Source organism: Pseudomonas psychrophila (assembly GCF_001043005.1).
Taxonomy (GTDB): Bacteria; Pseudomonadota; Gammaproteobacteria; order Pseudomonadales; family Pseudomonadaceae; genus Aquipseudomonas; species Aquipseudomonas psychrophila.
In genome coordinates, this window is record NZ_JYKZ01000004.1 from 1 (window position 1) to 22164 (window position 22164).

Here is a 22164-nt window from a genome sequence, read left to right on the forward strand (position 1 = left end):
TTCAAACATCTTTGGGTTTTTAAGAAACCCTAAACTTGGCTCAGCAATCGTTGGTTACATCTTTGATTTCTCGCGGAGTAACTTGTGATGCTGATAATCTTGTTGACTATCAGTCTGACTCCACAAGCACCCACACGAATTGCTTGATTCAGTTGTTAAAGAGCGGTTGGTTTAGCTTTCGCTGAACCGAGGCGCGCATTCTACAGCAGCCTCTGTTGCTGTCAAGCGGTTATTTTAAGATGTTTCCAAAGTTTCCTCTGTAACATCAACCACTTGCGCTTTCGATCTCTCGTTAGCGGGAGGCGAATTCTACAGCGTTACACGCTGCTGTCAACACCTCATTTCCTGCCTCGATGACCTGAAGCTGACACTGCCGAAAACCAATCCAACTCATTGAAACTCAAGGAGTTTTCCGTTTCGACTGCGCCGGAAGTGGGTGAATTATAGGCCGCTGTGTATTTGAGTCAAGCATTAATCGAAACTATCGAAAACCAATGTTTAATAGACAGAAAACCGCACAAATTGCGCACTATATTGCACATTTCAAATTACCCAAGCATGATACCTGCCTTTAAACACCCTCCTCAGGTTCACTCTGCAATGATCAAACACCCCCAGCGCCTCATAGCAACGCTATTCCCTGTCGGGTTGCTACTCATTGCCATGGCTTCGATACAATCCGGCGCTTCTCTGGCTAAAAGCATGTTCCCGGTTATTGGTGCACAAGGAACAACCAGCCTACGCCTGATATTCGCCAGCCTGATCATGTTCCTGATACTGCGACCATGGAGAGCCAAGTTCACCACTCAGTCCTTGAAGACCGTCATTGTTTACGGGATCGCGTTGGGCGGGATGAATTTCCTCTTCTATATGTCTCTACGTAGTGTTCCGCTGGGCATTGCAGTCGCCCTGGAGTTCACCGGACCTTTGGCGGTGGCTATTTATACCTCCCGCAGACCCATCGACTTTATATGGATTGGCCTGGCCATAACGGGACTCCTGTTACTCATACCTTTTGGAGAGAGCGCTCAAGGAATCGACCCGCTAGGTGCTGGTTACGCGCTCAGTGCCGGGGTGTGCTGGGCGCTATACATCCTCTATGGGCAGCGGGCTGGTGCAGATAACGGCGTTCAGACAGCCGCTTTAGGCGTAATTATTGCTGCCCTGTTTTTTGCGCCTATCGGGATTTACCACGCAGGGGGGGCATTGCTGACCCCTGGCCTGATCCCTATAGCCATAGGCGTAGCACTCTTATCGACAGCTTTGCCCTACACACTAGAGATGATCGCACTTACACGTATGCCCACTCGCACATTCGGTACTTTGATGAGCATAGAACCTGCATTCGGTGCGCTGTCGGGGCTGCTGTTCCTGAATGAGGTCTTGTCGTTTACACAATGGATGGCCATCTCTTGCATCATAATGGCCTCCATCGGTGCAACCTTGACGATGCGCAATCACTCTAAACCCATCGTTGCCGATAATAAGTCCGCCAACTAACACAGTTCTGGTAATTGACTCTCATTTAAGGGATGTTTGTCTCTTGAGAATCACATGAGCCGATTCCGGATAAGGATATCCATAAGAGCCATTGGGAGATGGTCACCGATTCTCGCATCCCGTAAATCCGACGCAAACGCTTAAGGACAGGAATGAAACGAATTTTGGTAGCTTTAGCCGTACTCGCTGTAACCGGCTGCGCTGCAACCTCAGAAACCGCCGTAAAGCATGGAAAAAGAGGCTTGCATATCAATTGCTCTGGATTGTCCTCATCGTGGAACAAGTGCTACGCCGAAGCCGTCAAGTCCTGTGGAAGCAAGGGATACCGAGTGGTTGCCAAATCTGGCGATACCGCAGAAGAGCCTGGAGATTACCCGTTCGGTTTGAACCCGGCGGGCTATACCAGCCGCAGCATGATTGTTATCTGCAAGTAACGACCCGCTCTGCCATGCCGTCGAGCGAGTCGACAGCATGGCAGGGAGATCAGGCAGATATCGAAAGTGGTACCGTACGCTCCAGCAGCCACTCAAGAGCAGCCCCAACAAGCAGCGGGCTCAAGCGCTCGCGAACCATCGCGTGATAAGCATCAAACCACTGCAGCTCTTCCAGGGTCAGCAATGAAGGCTCCAGACAGCGAGTGTCAATCGGGCACAACGTCAGGGTTTCAAACTTCAGGAATGTTCCAAACTCCGAAGTCCCCGCCTCACGATTCAACACCAGGTTCTCGATTCGCACCCCCCAGCGACCCGGACGATATGTGCCCGGCTCAATCGAGGTAATCATCCCTGGCTGCATCGCTGTATGGGGTGCAGGAGCTGCCTGATAGGCAATGACCTGCGGCCCCTCATGCACATTCAGGAAATACCCGACTCCATGACCTGTCCCGTGCCCGTAATCGACGCACTCAGCCCAGATCGGCGCCCTTGCGATTGAGTCCAGCAAGGGTGACAGGATCCCTTTTGGAAATTGAGCCCTGGACAAAGCGATCACACCTTTTAGCACACGGGTACAGTCTTGCTTCTGCTCGCGGGTTGGTGTGCCAACAGGGACCATGCGGGTGATATCGGTTGTGCCACCCAGGTACTGCCCTCCCGAGTCGATCAGCAACAAACCATCACCTTCAATCACAGCATGCTCTTGCTCCGTTGCATGGTAATGAGGCATGGCACCATTGGCATTAAAAGCGGCAATGGTGTTAAAGCTCAACGATACGAAGTCAGGGCGGCGGGCTCGAGCAGCGGTCAACTGTTCATCAATAGTCAACTCGGTGATGCGCTCACGTCCAAGGGCTGTTTCCAGCCACGCAAAGAACTCGCAGAGAGCAGCACCATCCTGCTCCATGGCCTTACGGATATGGACCGCGTCATCAAGGCTCTTCTGCGACTTGGCCAAGGTAGTTGGATTCAAGCCTTCAACCAGCTTCACTTCTGCCTGCAAATGACCGAGCAGCCCACAGGTCACCCGCGCAGGGTCCACCAACAAACGAGTTGAAACCGGCAATGACGCCAGCGCCGCATTGATCTCAACGTAATCACGCAGTTCAACACCATCCTTCTCAAGGATCTCGCGCAGGCCGGGGTTGATTTTATCCAAGTCCAGAAACAAGGTAGCCCGCGAGGCATCGACCAACGCAAACGAAACGAATACGGGGTTAAAAGAGACATCTGAACCACGCAGGTTAAACAACCAGGCGATGTCATCCAGCGTCGCAATAAAATGAGCATCTGCCTGACGCTGCTGAAGTGTTTCGCGTAACTGCGCCAGTTTTTCGACCCGGCTGACAGTCGCTTGCGGTGGCAGATGCTCATAAACAGGCTGTACTGGAAGGAGTGGGCGATCATCCCAAACCTGATCCAGCAGATCGATATCCGTACGTAAAACGGCACCACGCTCTTTAAGTTTGCTCTCGAGTGTTCGTGCAGAAGCCAGCGCAAGTACTGCCCCATCAACCGAAACCGTTGCACCTTCAGGTGTCAGCTCTGCCAGCCACTCCAGAGGGCCGGGTTGTCCGGGCAACAACTTGACGAGTTCAATGGTACTGCCACTCAGTTCTTTGGTCGCTTGCTCCCAGTAACGACTGTCGGCCCACACACCGGCAAAGGTTGGGGTCACAATCAATGTCCCAACAGAACCGTAAAAACCCGACAGCCACTGACGGCCTTGCCAATACGCAGGCAGATACTCCGAAAGATGGGGGTCAGCCGAAGGCACCAGCAGCGCATAGATACCGTTCTGGCTCATCAAGGCCCGGGTACGCGCCAAACGCTGCGTAACCGTTCCTGGATTCAACGACTGAGTACTCATTCTGTCTCCTGCTAATCACTGGGATTTATTATTCGTTAACAAACGCTTTAGCTATAGATGATGGATCAGCTACCAAGGTTGGGCAACCGCCCAAAAAGGTGCCGGTGCGGCTACAGCAGCTTTAATCGCTCCGACTGCGGCATCTATATCCTGCTCGCGGGTGAAGCGCCCAAGACTCAGGCGAATTGTTCGACTGGCCTTGTCAGCATCGTGTCCCAGAGCCAGCAGTACATGGGAAGGTGCATTGCTTGCCGAATTGCATGCTGAGGTTGCCGAATACGCCAGAGAGGCACTCAGAACCGCGCTATCGAAGCGCCCTTCGCTGAAAGTCAGGCTCAGGGTATGGGGAATACGCTGCGTCGGACAGCCATTACACTGCAGCTCAGGCACGTCGGCCAGTTGCTCAAGCAAACGCTGACGTAGTTCACCTATGTGAGCCAGCTCCTGAGCAAATGATTCACTTGCCACCGCAAAAGCAGCGCCCATGCCCGCAATTTGATGAGTTGCCAGAGTTCCCGAGCGCAGACCGGACTCATGCCCGCCACCATGAATCTGTGCCTGTAGCCGATCCTGCGCGCGCGGCCCCACATACAAGGCGCCGATACCCTTGGGACCATAAATCTTGTGGCCCGAGAACGACATCAAGTCTACCGCCCACTCATCAAGGTCGATGACTACCTTACCCGCTCCTTGCGCTGCGTCCACGTGGAACAGCGCACCATGCTCGCGCACCCGACGCCCGATACCTGGAATGTCATTGACCGTGCCCAGCTCATTGTTGACCAGCATCAACGACACCAGCAGCGTGTCATCGCGCAAGGCGGCATCTACCTGCCCGACACTTATAAGGCCATTGGCATCAGGGGCCAGATACGTCACCTCAAAGCCCGAACCCTCCAAAAAGCGTGCAGTGTCCAACACCGCCTTGTGCTCGATCTGGCTGGTGATGATATGTCCGCGGGACTGACCACCGCCCAGGGCCACGCCTTTCAACGCCAGGTTATTGGACTCGGTGGCACCCGAGGTCCAGATGATCTGCTCAGGCCGGGCTTTAATCAGCTGCGCGACCTGTGCTCGAGCCAGTTCTACCGTCTGCCGGGCTTGCTGACCAAAGACATGGGAACCCGAGGCCGGATTGCCAAAATTGCCTTCAAAGCCCAGGCAATCGACCATCACCTGAATGACACGAGCGTCCACAGGAGTGGTGGCCGCGTAATCGAAATAAATAGGTCGTTTGTTCATTGTTCAAACCCACTGAGCGCATTCCGGCAACAGGCAGTACTTGATGCCGGTGAGTGAAGCCACGAAAAAAGCGGCCGTTAGAGATAACCGATAGAGCCAAGCGAAAAAAGGTGCATTTGGCAGAGAGGCCGTAGGATAAGTCTCAAACTTGGGCTATCTGGAAAGCAGGGTCTTATAAAGCGCTAAAAGCAGGCCATCACGCAAGTCAGATATGCGATATCGATATATAAATATGGAATTAGGTTAGTTTACGGAATAACAAAATGACTTTATAAAGCAGCCTTCGGCTTTCCTTTTGTGGGCAGAGCCCCTGTTAAAAGGAGCTGTCAATGCAGCTTTTAACATTACCTGCCACCCCCGCACTGGCCACGTCCATACGAGCCACGGCCCAAGTGTTCGAGGACCCCGCGTCCAAAGCCCTGTTGGCACATTTGCAACAAATAGCACCCAGCGATGCCAGCGTACTGATCATTGGGGAAACCGGCACCGGCAAAGAACTGGTCGCCCGGCATATTCATCAACTCAGCCACCGCCAGAATCAGCCGTTTGTGGCGGTCAACTGCGGAGCCTTTGCCGAGTCATTGGTGGAGGCAGAACTGTTTGGCCATGAAAAAGGGGCGTTCACAGGCGCGCTGACTTCAAAAGCCGGCTGGTTCGAAGAGGCCGATGGCGGCACATTATTTCTGGATGAAATCGGCGACTTGCCACTGACTATCCAGGTAAAGCTGCTGCGCGTCCTGCAGGAACAAGAGGTCGTGCGGCTGGGCTCGCGTAAAAGCACACCGATCAACGTGCGCGTACTGGCTGCCACCAACGTCAACCTGGAGCAGGCCATAGACGCCGGTCATTTTCGAGAAGACCTGTACTACCGCCTGAATGTCGTCAGCCTTGGGCTGCTGCCGCTGCGCGAGCGCCCGGGAGATATCCTGCCGCTGGCCAGACACTTCCTCAAAACCTATCGCCAACGGCTGCCCCACGGACCAACGTCACTGAGTGAGTGCGCCGAACAAGTGCTCATCCACCACCCGTGGCAGGGCAATATTCGCGAGCTGGAAAATGTCGTGCATCACAGCTTGCTGCTGTGCCGCAATCAGACCATCACGGTGCAAGACCTGCGCTTGTCACAATCACGTAGCAGACGTCAGGATTTCTCGCTGCAGCAACCCGCCACATACACCACCCGGGACTTGTTGCAACGCGCCTTTCGAAAACTGTTCGAAGAGGAGCCGGGCGCCTTGCATGAAGCCGTTGAAGACACCCTGTTGCGCACGGCCTATGAGTTTTGCCATCACAACCAGGTACACACTGCAAAATTGCTGGGTTTGAGTCGAAATGTCACCCGCACGCGCCTTATCAAACTCGGAGCCCTGTCCGTCAATGTTCGAAGAGCGCAGGCCGACGCCCTCGCCTACTGAAAAAGCCAGCACCTCGCAGTTGCCTGACGACGCTCCAAACGGTTCGCAGCATCGTTCGAAGCAGTGTCGGGCGACCAGCGCTGTTTCTATGTTCCTATCGCACCACAAAAGGCCTATCGCCGCTGTTCACGCTTATCGGTAAGATGACGTCCTTCCTGCGCGCTTGAGCGCTGTACGTCCCGCCGAATTAAGTCGATCCCATGCCTTTTGAACTCAGCGTAGATTTGACCACCCTCGCCATTCTGGCCGCCGTTGCCTTTGTTGCCGGATTCATTGACGCCATTGCCGGTGGCGGTGGCCTGCTCACCACCCCTGCCCTGCTAACAGCAGGTTTGCCCCCCCATCTGGTGCTGGGCACTAACAAGCTCAGCTCCACGTTCGGCGCAGCCACGGCAAGTTTTACTTTTTACCGGCGCAAACTGTTCCACCCTCGTGAATGGAAGCTGGCCATTTTCGGCACCCTCGCCGGCGCCCTGATCGGAGCAGTCGTCGCCCATTACATGCCCGCCGAATGGCTCAACAAAATGCTGCCGGTGATTGTCTTTGGCTGCGGGATCTACCTGCTGTTTGGCGGCACGCCCAAAACCCCCATCGATAACGATGCCCCGATCAAAAAGAAATGGCAGTTGCCGCAAGGCTTTGGCCTGGGCTTCTATGATGGCGTGGCAGGACCGGGAACAGGTGCCTTCTGGACCGTCAGCACCATGCTGATGTACCCGGTCGATCTGGTTAAAGCCAGCGGTGTGGCGCGCAGCATGAATTTCGTCAGCAACATTGCGGCGCTGTCGGTGTTCATATTCTCCGGCCATGTGGACTGGGTGATCGGCCTGACCATGGGTTTTGCAGTCATGATCGGCGCGTTCTTCGGCGCCCGCAGCGCAATCAGCGGCGGGGCCAAATTCATTCGCCCCGTATTTATCACTGTGGTGCTGGGTTTGACCGTGCGCCTAGCCTGGCAGCACTGGTTCGGCATGGCCTAAGCGCCGGGCCACATACAGGTCGATGAGATAGCGCGCAATCGAGCGCGATGCCGGCAACGGCGGTAGCTGATGCACATTGAACCACTGCGCATCTTCTATCTCGTCGGCCTGAGGCACGATATCGCCTCCTGCGTATTCAGCGTGAAACCCCAGCATCATCGAGTGCGGGAACGGCCAGCACTGGCTGCCCACATACTGGATGTTCTTGACCTCTAGCTGCACTTCTTCGCGCACTTCGCGGATCAGGCAATCCTCGGCCGACTCCCCGGGCTCGGCGAAACCCGCCAAGGTGCTGTATACCCCTGGCACAAAGCGCGGCGAACGGGCCAGAAGCACTTCGTCGCCCCGGGTAATCAATACAATCATGCTGGGCGAAATACGCGGATAGCTGCGTAAATCGCAGGTGGGGCAATGCATTGCACGCTCCCTTGGCACCTGCGTCATGGCCTGCCCGCAGCTACCGCAAAAGCGATGTTCACGAGCCCAGGTGCCGATTTGCGCGGCATAACCCAGTACCTTGTACAACGTGTGGTCATCGCCCAGCATAAAGGCGCGCAAGCCCTGCCACTCACAGCCTTCAACCTGGGCTGCACCTGACAGCTCAAGGAGATACACCGGCTCGCCGTCCAGGTGTCCGATGCCATGCTCCGCCAGCACCGGCAGGTCCTGGCGCTTGAGCCACTCCCGGGGAAACAGCGGGCCATTACCATCGATCAAGAACCCGTCGGGGCCGCGCGCCACGGCCCAGCCGCCAGGTAGGTCTGTATCCAGTACTGCCGTGATCCAACGCGGTGTCATTAAATGATCCTTGTTCAGGTTACAAAAACGTCAATCCAGAAACTCGGGTTTTTGCTTGGTCATATGCGCCGTCATCGCGACCCGCAAGTCACTGGACTGAAGCATCGCCGCGTTCCAGGTGGCCACATACTCCAGACCGTCGTCCACGCGGTGATCGCGCATATAGCTGATCATCTGCTTGGTACCGGCGATGGCGACGGGCGATTTGCTGGCGATGTCCAGGGCAATTTCCATCACCCCTTCCAGCAACGCCTGATGATCGCTGTAGACGCGGTTGACTAGGCCAATCGCTCGGGCTTCATCCGCCGCGACCATCCGCCCGGTGTAAGCCAGTTCACGGAGCATGCCATCACCGATGATGCGCGGCAGACGTTGCAGTGTGCCTACGTCAGCGGCCATCCCCATGTCGATTTCCTTGATCGAGAACTGCGCGTCTTCGGCGGCGTAGCGCATATCGCAGGCCGCAATCAGGTCAATCGCCCCGCCCAGGCAGTAACCATGAACAGCCGCCAATACGGGTTTGCGGCACTGGTCAACGGCATTGAATGAGGCCTGCATTTGCAGGATTTTACGCCGTAGCATGCGGGCATTGCGGCCCACATCCTTGCCCATCTCGTTGGCCACCGAAGCCAGCAGCATCAAGTCGATACCGGCAGAAAAGTGCTTGCCTGCACCACTAAGCACCACCACCCGCACGGCGTCGGTTTCATCAATCCACTGGAAGATCTCGATGATTTCTGTCCAGAACGCCGCATTCATCGCATTGACCTTTTCAGGCCGATTGATCTGAACGTGGGCAATGTTGCCTGTTAACTCAACCTGAAAAGCCTGGTAGTCGGACATAACCTGAATCCTTTATGGGGGCACTGTCGCCGCTCAATGAGCGGCGGACTATAACAAGCCTGGCAGGCCCCAAGCAGGCCGCGATGACGCCAAAATACGGACAGAATGACCTGCCTGAATAACGTCAACGCTGCAGGATAAAACGCTCAATGACCTGGGCAACACCGTCATCAACGTTGCTGCCGGTGACCTGCATCGCCTGCTCGCGAACCTGCGCTTCGGCCTGCCCCATGGCTATCGACAGGCCGGCACGATGGAACATCGCCGGATCATTGCCGCCATCACCGATCGCTGCCGTACGTTCAAGAGGGACCCCCAAATGTTCGGCCAGAGCTGCAAGGGCATCACCTTTATTGGCCTGGCGTGCGGTGATATCCAGATATCGGGCCTGGGAGCGGCTGGCCGATGCCTCACCACTCAACACCTGTTGCAAGCGCTGCTCAAGCGCCACCAGCAGTGGCGCATTACTGGTAGTGGCCACAATCTTGTCCACACGATGCAAATAAGGCTCAAAACTCTCAACTACCTGCGGCGCGTAACCGAGGCCCTGTTGTTCGTGGGCGACCATCGGACCAAGCGGATCGCGCAACAGCCACTCATCGTCGGCAAATACCCAGATCTCGACATCATGCTCGGCCAACAGGGCCAGGGTCTTCAACACGGCCTCGTACGGCACATGATGCGACTGCAAGTAGCTGCCATCGGCATTAACCAGAACGCCGCCGTTGAATCCTGCGGTGGGCAATTCAATGCCCAACTGCCGGATATATTCGCGCATGGCCCTGGGCGGGCGGCCTGTAGCCAGGGTGAAATGAATGCCTGCGGCCTGTAACGCCTTGACCGCCGCCAGATTGCGCGGGCTGATCGTGTGATCGGGCAGTAGCAAGGTGCCATCCATGTCACACAGTACCAATTGAATGGAGTCTTGCTTCACGTCACTCATCCTATGTTGAGCCAGACGCGACCATCGCGAGCCAGCAACTCTTTGGCCGCCTCAGGGCCGTCTTCCCCGGCCTTGTAAGGCTGAACCTCGCTGTGTTCACGCCATGCGTCCAGAAAAGGCTGCACACCGCGCCAGCCGTTTTCAATATTGTCCGCACGCTGGAACAAGGTCTGGTCGCCGGTGAGGCAGTCGTAAATCAACGTCTCGTAGCCTGTTGAAGGCTGCATTTCGAAGAAATCCTTGTACGCAAAGCCCAACTCTATATTGGCCATTCTCAGACCCGGCCCTGGCCGTTTGGCTTGAAGGTCAAACCACATTCCCTCATTGGGCTGGATCTGAATACGCAAATAGTTGGGCTGCAGCCGGTCAACTTCGGTGTCGCGGAACTGCGCATAAGGTGCAGGCTTGAAGCAGATGGCGATCTCAGTGTCACGCGCACTCATGCGTTTGCCGGTGCGCAGGTAAAACGGCACTCCGACCCAGCGCCAGTTGTCGATCATCACCTTGAGCGCCACAAACGTCTCAGTGCTGCTGTCGGCAGCCACATTGTTCTCTTCGCGATATCCCACGACCGGCTTACCGCCGGACTCACCCTGGGTGTACTGCCCGCGTACCGAGTTTTTCAGCGCATCTTCTTTCGACCAGGGGCGGATCGCTCCTATCACCTTGGCCTTTTCACCGCGCACCGCATCTGCCCCAAAGGCTGCGGGCGGCTCCATCGCCACCATCGCCAGCAGTTGAAACAAATGGTTGGGCAACATGTCGCGCAAGGCGCCGGTGTGTTCGTAAAAACTGCCACGTGTCTCGACCCCGACGGTTTCGGCCGCAGTGATCTGCACATGGTCAATGTAATGATTGTTCCAGAAGGCTTCGAAGAGCCCGTTGGAGAAACGGCTGACCAAAATGTTCTGGACAGTTTCCTTGCCCAGGTAATGGTCAATCCGGTAGATCTGCTTCTCGCTCATGACACTCAGCAGGCACTCATTCAATGCTTGAGCTGTCTGCACGTCAGAACCAAAAGGTTTTTCAATGACGACCCGGCGAAATGCATCGGGGGTTTCCTGGAGCAACCCGCTGGCGCCCAGCCGCTGCACGACTTCGCTGAAAAAGCGGGGTGCAGTGGCCAGGTAGAACACCGCATTGCCCGTGCCGCTGGCGATGATTTTCTGCTCGAGCGCCCCGTAGGTGCTGTCATCCAGAAAGTCGCCCTGCACGTAACTGATATTCTTCGCCAGCGAGGCCCACAAATCGGCATTCAAGCCATGCCCGTCAGGATGATCCACTTTGCTGGAGGCTTCATTGCGAATGAAGTCCTCCAGCTTTTTGGCAAAACCCTCATCGCTGATCGCATTGTGGTCGACGCCCACAATGCGCAGGCCATCGTCCAGTAAACCGTCACGACTCAAGTTGTACAGCGCCGGCATCAGCAAGCGCTTTACCAGATCACCGTGGGCACCAAACAAAAACAGTGTGGTGGGCGGCGCAGGCTTGGCATCTGGTTTACTGGACAGATCAATCATTTTTTAGACGTCTCCACATGGCCACCGAAACCAAAGCGCATGGCCGATAGCATTTTGTCGCCATACAGGCTTTGCTGGCGCGAACTGTAGCGGGCAAACAGGGCTTGCGACAACACCGGTACAGGTGTCGACTGCTCCATTGCAGCTTCGATGGTCCAGCGGCCTTCACCACTGTCCGCAACGGCGCCGGAGTAGCCATCCAGAGGCTCGTCAGTGGCCAGTGCATCTGCGGTCAAATCCAGCAACCAGGACGAAACAACGCTACCACGACGCCACACTTCAGCGATGTCGCCCAGGTTCAGGTCAAAACGCTGATCTTCAGGCAGGTTCTCACCGCCTTTCATTTTCATCAGGTTGAAGCCTTCGGCGTAGGCCTGCATGAGGCCGTATTCGATACCGTTGTGCACCATTTTCACGAAATGACCTGCACCGGCCGGGCCCGCATGAATGTAACCACGCTCGGCACGATCGTCGTCAGATTTACGGTCCTTGGTACGCGGAATGTCGCCCATGCCCGGTGCCAGAGCAGCGAACAGCGGGTCCAGGTGTTTTACCACGGCGGTATCACCGCCAATCATCATGCAGTAACCGCGCTCCAGACCCCAAACGCCGCCCGATGTACCGACGTCAACGTACTGGATGCCCTTTTCAGCCAGAGACTGCGAACGACGAATGTCATCTTTATAGAATGTGTTACCGCCATCGATGATGATGTCATCGGCGTCCAGCAGCTGGCTCAGGGTCTCGATGGTGTCTTCGGTCGGAGCACCGGAAGGCAGCATGACCCAGACAGCACGGGGTTTGGCCAGGCCTGCGACCAGCGCTGGCAAATCGGCAACGCCTGTGGCGCCTTCCTGTTCCAGAGCACTGACAAAGTCGGTATTGCGGTCAAAAACCACGGTTGTATGCCCATTGAGCATCAGACGCCGTGCGATATTCCCGCCCATACGGCCCAATCCAATAATTCCCAACTGCATGTACTGTTGCTCCCAACGACAAATAAATAGGTGTACAGCACCTTAGTGCAGCATTGCCCAAGGTGCCCGGTCAGGATCAGTCCTGACACATGGTGCATAGTTTCGCACAAGGTGAAGGCCAGATTCCCGATTCAATACACTCAACAGACGGACGAAGCAGCAAAGACTGCAAAACTTATAAACATTAAGGTCGCCGAATACGCCGACAACCCCCTGCAAGCGCGGCCATTGGCGACAAAGTTTTCACATGCACTTGGAGATACTTGAACACTTTGTGGCTGCTCATTCGTGAGACAGCCCCCATGTGTTGTGCCTCGATACCCGGCATTAACCCTTCAAGTTAGTTATCAGCTGGAGCGCTGTATGGGGATGTTTAAACGCAGCAACACGTCTGCGAAAGGATTTGACTGGGCGGGCCTTGGCTGGCTGTTCCTGTTCTTTTGGTATTTTTCCGGCATCACCCAGCTACTGATCCAACTGACCGGCACCTCCGGGTTTTCGGGGTTTCGCCAGGCCTTTGTGATGAGTGCCATTTGGTTGGCCCCGATGCTGATGTTTCCAAGACACACCCGGGTAATGGCAGCCGTTATTGGTGTCGTGCTGTGGGCTTGCTCGATGGCAAGCCTGGGCTACTTCTTTATCTATCAGCAAGAATTCTCGCAAAGCGTCATCTTCATCATGTTCGAATCGAACATCTCCGAAGCTGGCGAATACATGACCCAGTACTTCGCTTGGTGGATGGTGCTGGCATTCCTGGCCCATACCGCTTTCGCCGTGTTCCTGTGGTCGCGCCTGCGTCCGGTATACCTGCCCCCTGCGCAGGCCTGGGCCGCAGCAGTCGCCATTCTGGTAGCGGTTATTGGTTACCCGCTGATCAAGCAAACGATCAAGCACGATACCCTCGCCTCGGCCATGGAAAGCTTCGAAAGCCGGGTAGAACCCGCGGTGCCGTGGCAGATGGTCGTCGCGTATCGCCGTTACCTCGAGCAACTGGATAACATGCAAGGCATGCTGGCCAGCGCCAGCAAGATTCCGCCACTGACCAACCTCAAGGACAACGAAGCCGGAAGGCCGACCACATTGGTTCTGGTCATTGGCGAGTCGACCAACCGCCAGCGCATGAGCCTCTATGGCTACCCGCGCGAAACCACACCCAACCTCGATAAGCTGCGCGATCAACTGGCGATTTTCGACAACGTTATCACTCCGCGGCCTTACACCATTGAGGCCCTGCAACAAGTGCTGACGTTTGCTGACGAAGAAAACCCGGACCTGTACCTCAGCACGCCGTCACTGGTCAGCGTCATGAAGCAAGCCGGTTACAAGACCTTCTGGGTCACCAACCAGCAGACCATGACCAAGCGCAACACCATGCTTACCACCTTCTCCGAACAGGCTGATGAGCAGGTCTATCTCAACAACAACCGCAACCAGAACGCCCGCCAGTACGACGGGGATGTCATTGAACCGTTCAACAAGATCCTGGCCGACAGCGCACCGCGCAAACTGATCGTGATTCACCTGCTCGGCACTCATATGAGCTACCAGTACCGCTACCCGCCGACCTTCGACAAATTTGTCGACCGTACCGGCGTGCCCGTCGGGCTGACCGATGACCAGGTACCGACCTACAACAGCTATGACAACGCCGTCCTGTACAACGACTTTGTGGTGTCGAGCTTGATCAAGGACTTCGCAAAGACCGATCCCAACGGCTTTCTGCTGTACCTGTCCGACCACGGCGAGGATGTTTTCGACTCGGTCGGGCACAACACCCTGGGCCGGAACGAAGCCAAGCCGACAGCACCGATGTACACCATTCCGTTCATGGCATGGGCCTCGCCAAAATGGCGTGAAAGCCACACCTGGAATTTCGCCAGCGACCTTGGCCGCCCTTACAGCAGCTCGCAGTTTATCCATACCTGGGCCGATCTCGCGGGCTTGAGTGCCGACGAACTGGACGACAAAAAGAGCCTGGTCAGCGATCAGTTTGTCGCCCGCCCGCTGCTGATTGGCGATCCGTACTCGCGCCCACAAAAGGCCTTGATCGACTTCAGCCTGATCAAGCCGAAACCCCCGGCCGTAGGCAATGTTGCCAAGCAATAAACAACCCGCAGGGCGCCAATGGCGCCCTGCTCGTTTCCAGGCACACAGAAATAAATAATTCTCATTATCCTTAAAGCGCCGCCTTGTCATTCGTTTGAAGCACTAGACAACTTCATAACAACGACAAGGAGTCGGCAGCGATGTTCGCGCCATTTACCCGTTCCATGACCTTGACCCTAGGTCTTATCGGCACTGCAGTCAGCCCATCATTGTGGGCTGACACCGAGCAGGATGACGTAGAGAAAACCTCCCGTTCACTGGAACTGGGCAGTACCAGTGTCACCGCCCAGGGCCTGGGAGCCACCACCGAAAATACCGGTGCCTATACCACGGGCTCGACCAGTACCGCGACCAAACTCAACCTGAGTATTCGCGAAACCCCGCAGTCGATCTCCGTCGTCACTCGCCAGGAGATGGACGATTTCAACCTCAATACCCTGACCGAGGCCATGCGCCATACCACGGGGATTGTGGTTCAGCACAATGACTCGGACCGAGTCAGTTACTCGTCTCGCGGCTACACCATCTCCAATTTCCAGATTGACGGGATGCTCAATACGTTCAGTTTTATGAAAACTGATGCCGACACCATCATTTACGACCGCATTGAAGTAGTGCGTGGTGCCACCGGTCTGACCACCGGCGCAGGCGATCCGTCAGGCACCATTAACATGATCCGCAAACGCCCGACCCACGAATTGCAAGCCAAGGCCAGCGCCACGGGCGGCAGTTACGATGACTACTACAGCTATGTCGATGTGGGCGGCCCGCTGGCTTTCGACGGTCGCTTGCGCGGACGCACCGTACTGTCTTATCGCGACAGCAAATCGTTTCGCGATAACTACGCACTGAAGCGAGAAGTGGCCTACGGCATCCTGGAAGCCGACCTGACCGACACTACCATCCTGGCCGTAGGTTACGACTACCAGGACAAGCAGGTGCAAGGTTCGTCCTGGGGGACTACCCCCTATTGGACCGGCTCGGGCGAAAAAGCCAATTTTGGCCGTTCGACCAACCTGGCCACCTCCTGGAGTTCGTGGCCGATGAAGGACAAAACCGCCTTCGCCACCCTCGACCAGCAGCTGTCCAATGACTGGCACCTCAAAGCGGCCTACACCCATCGCACCAGTGATGCCGAAGGCAAGGTCTATTACGCAGGGGGCGGCTTCCCCAATGCCGATGGCACGGGCATGTCAGCCTATAGCAGCCATTTTATCGGCGAAGAAAAAATGACCGCCGTCGACGTCAACATCTCGGGCACTTACCCTTTGTTCGGGCGTGATCATGAGTTGATGGTGGGTTACGGCCAGGCCAAGAACGACAATACGTCGCCCTTGATGATTAACCTCAACTCAAAAACCTACGACACAATCGCGAACTGGCAGGACATGAGTTCGATTCCCAAGTATCAGGACTTTAATACCGGCATTGAAGGCAGCCAAAGCATCGTCAAACAAAAGTCAGGCTATCTGGCCACACGCTTTAACCTGACGGATGAATGGCATGCAGTGCTCGGTACCCGCTATGGCAGCTGGAAAAGCTCCAATGCCAACTCCGAGTTTGTTGAAGGCAATTCAGGCCCTCTCAACCACACGAAAGTCACCCAAACACAAAATGACATCATCACGCCATACGCGGGCTTGCTGTATGACTTCACTGAAGAATTGACGCTCTACGCGAGCTACACGGATATTTTCAAACCGACGACCAACAAGGGCGCAGGCGATGTGTATCTTGAGCCGGTGGTGGGCAGTAATTATGAGTTGGGTTTGAAGGGAAGCTTCCTGCAAGAGCGCCTTAATCTGTCGTCAGCCGTGTTCTGGAGCAAACAGGACAACGTGCCGGAAATCGACGATTCAGTCCCTCGCGGTCCCAAGGGCGAGGAATATTACAAATCAGGCGGCAAGGGTAACAAGATCAATGGCTTTGAGGTCGAATTAGCCGGTGAGGTCATGGATGATTGGAACATGGTCGCCGGTTACACCTACACCCATTCACGCAACGCCGCAGGGCAACGCATGAATACTGCGTCGCCTTTGAACCTGGTCAAGATCTCGAGCACTTACCGCCTGCCGGGTGAATGGAGTGCCATGACCGTGGGTGCCGCTGTCAACTGGCAAAGCGATATCTACCGCGCTGGCAACCGCCCTACCGGCGAGAAAAATGATAAAGGCAACCCGATCACCTTCAAGGAAGACATCACCCAAAAGTCCTACACCCTCGTCGACCTGATGGCCCGATATAAATTCGACGAACACGTGTCGGCGTCCTTGAACGTCAAGAACCTGTTCGATCAGAAGTATTACGAAAACGTCGGCTTCTATAACGGCGTGTTCTGGGGCGATCCGCGAACAGTGAGCGTCGGTCTGGAGTGGACGCTCTGAAACGGGGTTTTATCCAGCAGTATGGCGTGCCAGTGACGCTGATAACCCCGATTATTTGAAAGCCCGCGCTGATGCCATCGCGGGCAAGCCCGACTCCCACAGCGCTGGATGTCGCACTTGAGGCGTGTGCACGACAGAAACCCTGTGGGGCTCGCCGCCCTTACAAATACTTGTTCCAGAACATCATGCGTCCGTGAGCAGGGTCGAGTTGCCCATCGCTGAAACCAAACTTGCGATAGGACCCTTGTGCCACCGGGTTGCCCTCAAGCACTTCAAGGGTGATCTTGCAGCAGCCGCGCTCGCGGGCGATGTCTTCAACCTTGAGCAGCATTTTCTGGCTCAGGCCCAAACCACGAAACGAGTCCACCACCGACACATCATGTACGTTGACCAGCGGTTTGCCGGCAAAGGTCGAAAAACCTTCAAAACAGTTCACCAGACCTGCCGCCTCGCCATTGACGAACGCTAGCACGCTAAACGCATGAGGACGCCTCGCAAGCTCTGCTGGCAACTGCGCCAATACGTCCTGTGACAATGCTTCACCGCCCCCCATGGGGTCCTGGGCGTAGTGGTTCAACACGTCTCTCAGCGCCTGTGCATGAACCGGGTTTGTATAATCAGCTTGAACTACCACGACATCCGACATTACGCGCATCCCTCGACCCATCCTGGTGGCTGTTTATGAGAACGCCTGACCTTAGCGCGGCCCATGTTCAGCACACAAGTACCCACTTCAGGGTTGGAGCGATGAATCCAGCATCGACATCTGCGTGGCGAGCTGATTTGCAAAACTGTCGGCATCCGCATAGATCAGTACGTGGCGAAACTGCGAGTTGTCCATTCGAAACTCAGCTTCACCCACGATGCCCCCTCCGGCCATTTCCTGGCTGATCAGCAGCACGTCATACTCGTTGGTCCGGGCTGCTCTCAAGCTCACCAAGGCCTCAGGGCTGTACAAAGGTGCGATCCGGTAATAACCCAGAAGGTTGAGGGCCCTTTCCATTTTCAGAGCCTGATCAGGGTCAGTATCGGCAATCAATATGCGTAATGTTTTTGTTGGCATTTTGGCCTCGTCATTAATGAGACTCATCGGCTTGAGCATAACGATCCAGTTCGTCGGCCAATTGCTCCATGCTGTGGTGCAGCGCATCGACAGCAGCGGCAAGATCGTGTGGCTCTCCCGTCTTGCAAACCTCTTCCAATTGCTCGCAACACTCAATCAGTTTCGTGGCTTGAATGAGCCGGCCACCTCCTTTGATGCCATGTGCCAGAGCAGCCAGGCCCTCATAGTCATCCGTTACAAACAGCTCGATCAGGGCACCGAGGTCCTGGCGATTACTGATGGCCAGTTCAGAGAGCAACTTGTGAATCACCCCATCGTCACCCTGGCTCAGCTGTTTAAGATAAGTCAGATCAATCTCACCATCAGCCCCATCGACATAATTGTCTGACTCTCCCTGCGGTACACCTGCTGCCAGGCAGGCACTCAAATCCTTCAGGCTGATGGGTTTGAACAAACATTGATCCATCCCTGCTTCCCGGCAACGCTCAGCCTCTTCCGGTTGGGCGTTAGCCGTAAAACCAAAAATCTGACAGGGCGTGCGCCCCGACACGGCCTCCTCATACCGAACCGTCCGGGCCAGCTCATAGCCATCCATGACCGGCATGGAGCAATCTGTGATGACCACGTCAAAGTACCCCATTCGCCACGCCTTCAGTCCCAGCGACCCATTCTCGGCGTCGGTCACGCGGTGGCCCAGATAACTGAGTTGCTGGGCCAGCAGCATCCGGTTCGCCGGATAATCATCCACCACCAGCACATTCAACGAGCGTGTATTCCCGACTTCTTGCTGTTCGTCGTCGACAGCGATTTCTGCAGGTTCGAGTAATGGCACCGCCATCGTGATCTCAACCTGAGTACCGGTCCCGTCAACACTACTGAGGCGCAACTGCCCCCCCATCATCTCGCAGAGTTCACGGCTGATAACCAGGCCCAAACCTGAACCCGAACGCGCAGACTGGGTGTTGTTGCTGGCCTGAACAAAAGGGCTGAACAGTCGACGCTGGTCTTCGTCAGAAATGCCCACCCCCGTGTCCTCCACGCGCAAACAGACCGATGCATATTGCCCATCGTGATCGGGATGCAGGTTTAGCTTCAGGCGGACTGAGCCCTTGTTCGTGAACTTGATGGCATTGCTCAACACATTGGAGACGATTTGCTTGAAACGCATCGGATCGATCAACACATCAGTGTCCGACGCCACGCTCAACTCACACTCCAGGCTCAAGTGTTTCTGCCGCGCAAGACCATCGAACATCCGCGCCACAGCCTCAACCAGCGACTTGAGATTGCAACGCTTGGGACTCAAAGACAAATGACCGGATTCAATACGCGCGATATCCAGAATATCGCCAATCAAATCGAGCAGTTCGCGGGCTGAGACCGAAGCCACTTCAATTGCAAAACGATCCGTGATCCCCTGATCGGCTTTTTTCATGGCCAATTCAAGCATGCCGATGACAGCATTCATGGGGGTACGGATTTCGTGACTCATGGTGGCCAGGAATGTGGTCTTCGCCCGATTAGCCTCATCGGCACTTTGTTTGGCGACATTCAACTCGTTCATTAGCTGTTGGCGCTTGGTGATAACTCGCTGCAAATAGGTAATCCAGGCAATCGCCACCAGCAGCAAGGCCGCCGCAATGACGAATCCTTGAATAATTGCAGCACGATTTCGCAGCCAGTAACTCTCAACTACCGGTGTATCAGTGCGCCATCGGCTGGTCAGTTCACTCATTTCTCCAGGGGTAATACTCAACAACGCCTTACCCAGAATGGAGCTCAACTGCGGATCATTGCTGGCGGTGGCAAAACCGATCTGCTCGGGTTGCGTGCCCACTGTGCTGGTGATTTGCAGCTGTTGATTGAAGCGCCTCGAGACCAGATAACGGGCACTGACCAACGCACAGACCGCGGCTTCAGCCCGCCCCTGCGCCACCATGTTCAGGGCCGCAGGAGGGTTGTCAGCCTCCACCACCTGGATACCCGGATAGTTGCGTTCAATAAACTCGCGCAGTACGTTACCTCGCACCAATGCCACCCGCCGGCCCGACATTTCATCCAGGGTTTGCGGCACGTCAGAACCAATTCGGGTGATCAGCACAAAGGGGGTTGTGAGGTAAGGTCTGGTAAAGCGCAGTTGATTTTCTCGGGCGGTACCGCTCGTGATCCCTCCCAGGATCTGCGCCTTGCCCGAACTGACCAGCTCAATCCCCTCGGCCACCGTGCTCTCGCGAACCGCTTCGAACTCAAGCCCTGTGCGCGCACTGACATTGGTTAACAGATCAGCTATCAAACCTTTGAACGTGCCTTGCTCATCAAAGAATGACAACGGCACAAACTGATCATTGATCGCCACTTTTATTCTGGGGTGCATCGCCATCCAGCGTTGCTCGCCGGGACTGGGATTAAAGCGCCAGGGATTAGAGATTTGCGGCCCGTCGGAGCTCCAGCGCCGCAGGATTGTCATGCGCTCACTGGGCGGGATCACCGCCAGCGCCGCATTCACAACGCGCAGTAATCCAGGGTTATCGCGGCGTACTGCAAAAGAGAACGGGTTGTCTTCCAGCCGGGAGAAATCGGCCAGTTGCACGTTGTTCAGGTAGTTCTTGTGAATCAGGTAATTAGCACTAATAAAATCCCCGAGGTAGACGTCGGCCTGACCAAACGCCACGGCGCCGATCGCAGTCAGGGTTGAGGGATACAACTGCAAGGTTGCCTTGGGGTAAAAATCCTTGACCTTTTGAGGCGGTAAATAGTGATCCAGCATGGCCACCCGCAACCCAGCCAGATCCACCGGCGGGCGCTCGCGATTACTGATGCGCGTCACCAGCGCAGGCGAATCGTCTGCGTAGGCACGGCTTAGCACCAGCGCGGGATCTTGCGCCTCAAAACCATTGGAACTGCTCAACAAGTCCAGCTCGCCACGCTTGAGTGCGTCTATTGCCAGCGGTCTTGAGGGATAGCGTTTGACTTCAATCTCGACGTGAAGCAACTGCGACAACAACCCCGCATAATCGGCAGTCAAACCTTCAAAATCCTGGCCATTGACGGCCAGATCAAAAGGACCGTAGTCGGGAGCCGAGATACCAAGACGCAAGGGACCGTTTTGCCTGAGCCATTGCACGTCGGATGGCTCAAGTACCGCGCTGTACGCTTCAACACTCGAACGTCCCAGCAGGCGCAAGGTCTGCACCGATGTTTCAGCGGATGCATTGTGTTGACCGAGGACAAGCAGCAGCCCGACAAGTCCCAGACATACAAGGCTTTTCAATTAAATCAAATCATTGCGCTTGGCAAAATCTGCCAAATAAACGACTGACTTTATATTCAATTTTTCTATCAACCTCGCCTTGTAAGTACTGATGGTCTTACTGCTCAGGATCATGTCTTCAGCAATCTTCTTGTTACTCAAGCCACGGGCGAGCTGTTGCAATATGTAAAGTTCTCGAGCCGACAAATGCTGAATCAACTCTACATCGCTCATGTTTGCATCGCTGCTGCGTACCGAACTGGCCGCCAGATACGGAAAAAAGGTGTAACCATCCATGATTATTTTGACGGCCCTCAACAACTCCGTGAGGTCCTGGCTTTTAGTGATGAACCCTGCCGCACCGGCTTTCATGCACCGCTGGGAATAAAACAGCGGCGACTGGGACGTGAGCACCAGAATACGAGTGTCCAGCCCTGAAGCCCTGATTCGATTGATCACCTCCAGGCCATCAAGTCCTGGCATGGTGATATCCAGGACAATCAGGTCCACCTGATGCATACGCGCCAGTTGAACCGTGTCGGTTCCATTGGCCGCCTCAGCCACGACGTCATAACCCTGGCTTTCCATCAGTACTTTCATCGCTGACCGAATAAGTGAGTGATCATCCGCAATCAACACTTTCATACATGTAATCCTCCGCCAGTAAGCCGAGCATCCGCGTATATCAGGCACAAACATATCGTTTTGAATAGGTACAACAGGCGAAAGCCTGAAAAAAACGACCTAATGAATGATAGTGAAAGTATAGGACAGTTCTTACAGGCAACATCCCCAAAGTCCACAATATCTATGCGCAACATACCGAACCCCGTTCAAAA

17 protein-coding genes are annotated in these 22164 nt (G+C 55.4%); 6 read left to right on the plus strand and 11 right to left on the minus strand.

Translation table 11 applies throughout. The annotated features are described in order from the left end of the window. Window positions 1–600: 600 nt before the first annotated feature. Window positions 601–1500 carry a threonine/homoserine exporter RhtA gene (rhtA, locus tag TU76_RS11380; RefSeq protein WP_046810367.1) on the plus strand — a complete coding sequence of 300 codons (900 nt, stop codon included), beginning with the start codon at window positions 601–603 and terminating at the stop codon, window positions 1498–1500. A gap of 152 nt (window positions 1501–1652) precedes the next feature. Beyond that, window positions 1653–1934, plus strand: a complete 282-nt coding sequence (locus TU76_RS11385; RefSeq protein WP_019828326.1) for a hypothetical protein — start codon at window positions 1653–1655, stop codon at window positions 1932–1934. 49 nt (window positions 1935–1983) lie between these two features. Here the strand turns inward: TU76_RS11385 and TU76_RS11390 are convergent, their stop codons facing one another. Both TU76_RS11390 and TU76_RS11395 read right to left on the minus strand, forming a co-directional pair. Further along, window positions 1984–3804 (minus strand): aminopeptidase P family protein, encoded by a 1821-nt coding sequence (locus tag TU76_RS11390; protein ID WP_048351679.1) that lies wholly within the window; start codon window positions 3802–3804, stop codon window positions 1984–1986. A 69-nt stretch (window positions 3805–3873) separates the two neighbouring features. Then, window positions 3874–5046 carry a cysteine desulfurase family protein gene (locus tag TU76_RS11395; RefSeq protein ID WP_048351680.1) on the minus strand — a complete coding sequence of 391 codons (1173 nt, stop codon included), beginning with the start codon at window positions 5044–5046 and terminating at the stop codon, window positions 3874–3876. Window positions 5047–5375: 329 nt separating this feature from the next. On the opposite strand from TU76_RS11395, the gene TU76_RS11400 reads away from it, so the two are divergent. Both TU76_RS11400 and TU76_RS11405 read left to right on the plus strand, forming a co-directional pair. After that, a complete protein-coding gene (locus TU76_RS11400; protein ID WP_048351681.1) occupies window positions 5376–6461 on the plus strand; it encodes a sigma-54 interaction domain-containing protein in 1086 nt (361 codons plus the stop codon). Between the two features lie 200 nt (window positions 6462–6661). Next, window positions 6662–7441 carry a TSUP family transporter gene (locus TU76_RS11405; RefSeq protein WP_019828330.1) on the plus strand — a complete coding sequence of 260 codons (780 nt, stop codon included), beginning with the start codon at window positions 6662–6664 and terminating at the stop codon, window positions 7439–7441. Here TU76_RS11405 and nudC read toward each other — a convergent pair. The 5 genes from nudC to gnd form a co-directional block, all read right to left on the minus strand. Next, window positions 7409–8239, minus strand: coding sequence for an NAD(+) diphosphatase (nudC, locus tag TU76_RS11410; RefSeq protein ID WP_019828331.1), 831 nt, complete (start codon window positions 8237–8239; stop codon window positions 7409–7411). The genes TU76_RS11405 and nudC overlap by 33 nt on opposite strands. Window positions 8240–8269: 30 nt before the next feature. Next, window positions 8270–9082, minus strand: coding sequence for a crotonase/enoyl-CoA hydratase family protein (locus TU76_RS11415; RefSeq protein WP_019828332.1), 813 nt, complete (start codon window positions 9080–9082; stop codon window positions 8270–8272). A 124-nt stretch (window positions 9083–9206) separates the two neighbouring features. After that, window positions 9207–10025 (minus strand): Cof-type HAD-IIB family hydrolase, encoded by an 819-nt coding sequence (locus tag TU76_RS11420; RefSeq protein WP_048351682.1) that lies wholly within the window; start codon window positions 10023–10025, stop codon window positions 9207–9209. Then, window positions 10022–11545 carry a glucose-6-phosphate dehydrogenase gene (zwf, locus tag TU76_RS11425; protein WP_019828334.1) on the minus strand — a complete coding sequence of 508 codons (1524 nt, stop codon included), beginning with the start codon at window positions 11543–11545 and terminating at the stop codon, window positions 10022–10024. Before zwf ends, TU76_RS11420 begins: the two co-directional genes overlap by 4 nt. Continuing rightward, the gene (gene gnd, locus TU76_RS11430) at window positions 11542–12522 is read right to left on the minus strand and encodes a phosphogluconate dehydrogenase (NAD(+)-dependent, decarboxylating) (protein WP_019828335.1); all 981 of its coding nucleotides are present in this window, start codon (window positions 12520–12522) and stop codon (window positions 11542–11544) included. Before gnd ends, zwf begins: the two co-directional genes overlap by 4 nt. A 363-nt stretch (window positions 12523–12885) precedes the next feature. Between gnd and TU76_RS11435 the strand changes: the two genes are divergently transcribed. Both TU76_RS11435 and TU76_RS11440 read left to right on the plus strand, forming a co-directional pair. Beyond that, a complete protein-coding gene (locus TU76_RS11435) occupies window positions 12886–14628 on the plus strand; it encodes a phosphoethanolamine transferase CptA (protein WP_046810363.1) in 1743 nt (580 codons plus the stop codon). A 140-nt stretch (window positions 14629–14768) separates the two neighbouring features. Beyond that, the gene (locus TU76_RS11440; RefSeq protein WP_019828337.1) at window positions 14769–17012 is read left to right on the plus strand and encodes a TonB-dependent siderophore receptor; all 2244 of its coding nucleotides are present in this window, start codon (window positions 14769–14771) and stop codon (window positions 17010–17012) included. 160 nt (window positions 17013–17172) lie between these two features. Here TU76_RS11440 and TU76_RS11445 read toward each other — a convergent pair whose 3' ends face one another. The 4 genes from TU76_RS11445 to TU76_RS11460 form a co-directional block, all read right to left on the minus strand. Next, on the minus strand, window positions 17173–17658 hold the full coding sequence (locus tag TU76_RS11445; protein ID WP_019828338.1) for a GNAT family N-acetyltransferase: 486 nt from the start codon (window positions 17656–17658) through the stop codon (window positions 17173–17175). A gap of 87 nt (window positions 17659–17745) precedes the next feature. Continuing rightward, window positions 17746–18114 (minus strand): ANTAR domain-containing protein, encoded by a 369-nt coding sequence (locus TU76_RS11450; RefSeq protein WP_019828339.1) that lies wholly within the window; start codon window positions 18112–18114, stop codon window positions 17746–17748. Then, window positions 18089–21346, minus strand: coding sequence for a transporter substrate-binding domain-containing protein (locus tag TU76_RS11455; protein ID WP_082136523.1), 3258 nt, complete (start codon window positions 21344–21346; stop codon window positions 18089–18091). The genes TU76_RS11450 and TU76_RS11455 overlap by 26 nt, the downstream gene beginning before the upstream one ends. Then, window positions 21347–21970, minus strand: coding sequence for a response regulator transcription factor (locus tag TU76_RS11460; RefSeq protein WP_019828341.1), 624 nt, complete (start codon window positions 21968–21970; stop codon window positions 21347–21349). Window positions 21971–22164: the final 194 nt, after the last annotated feature.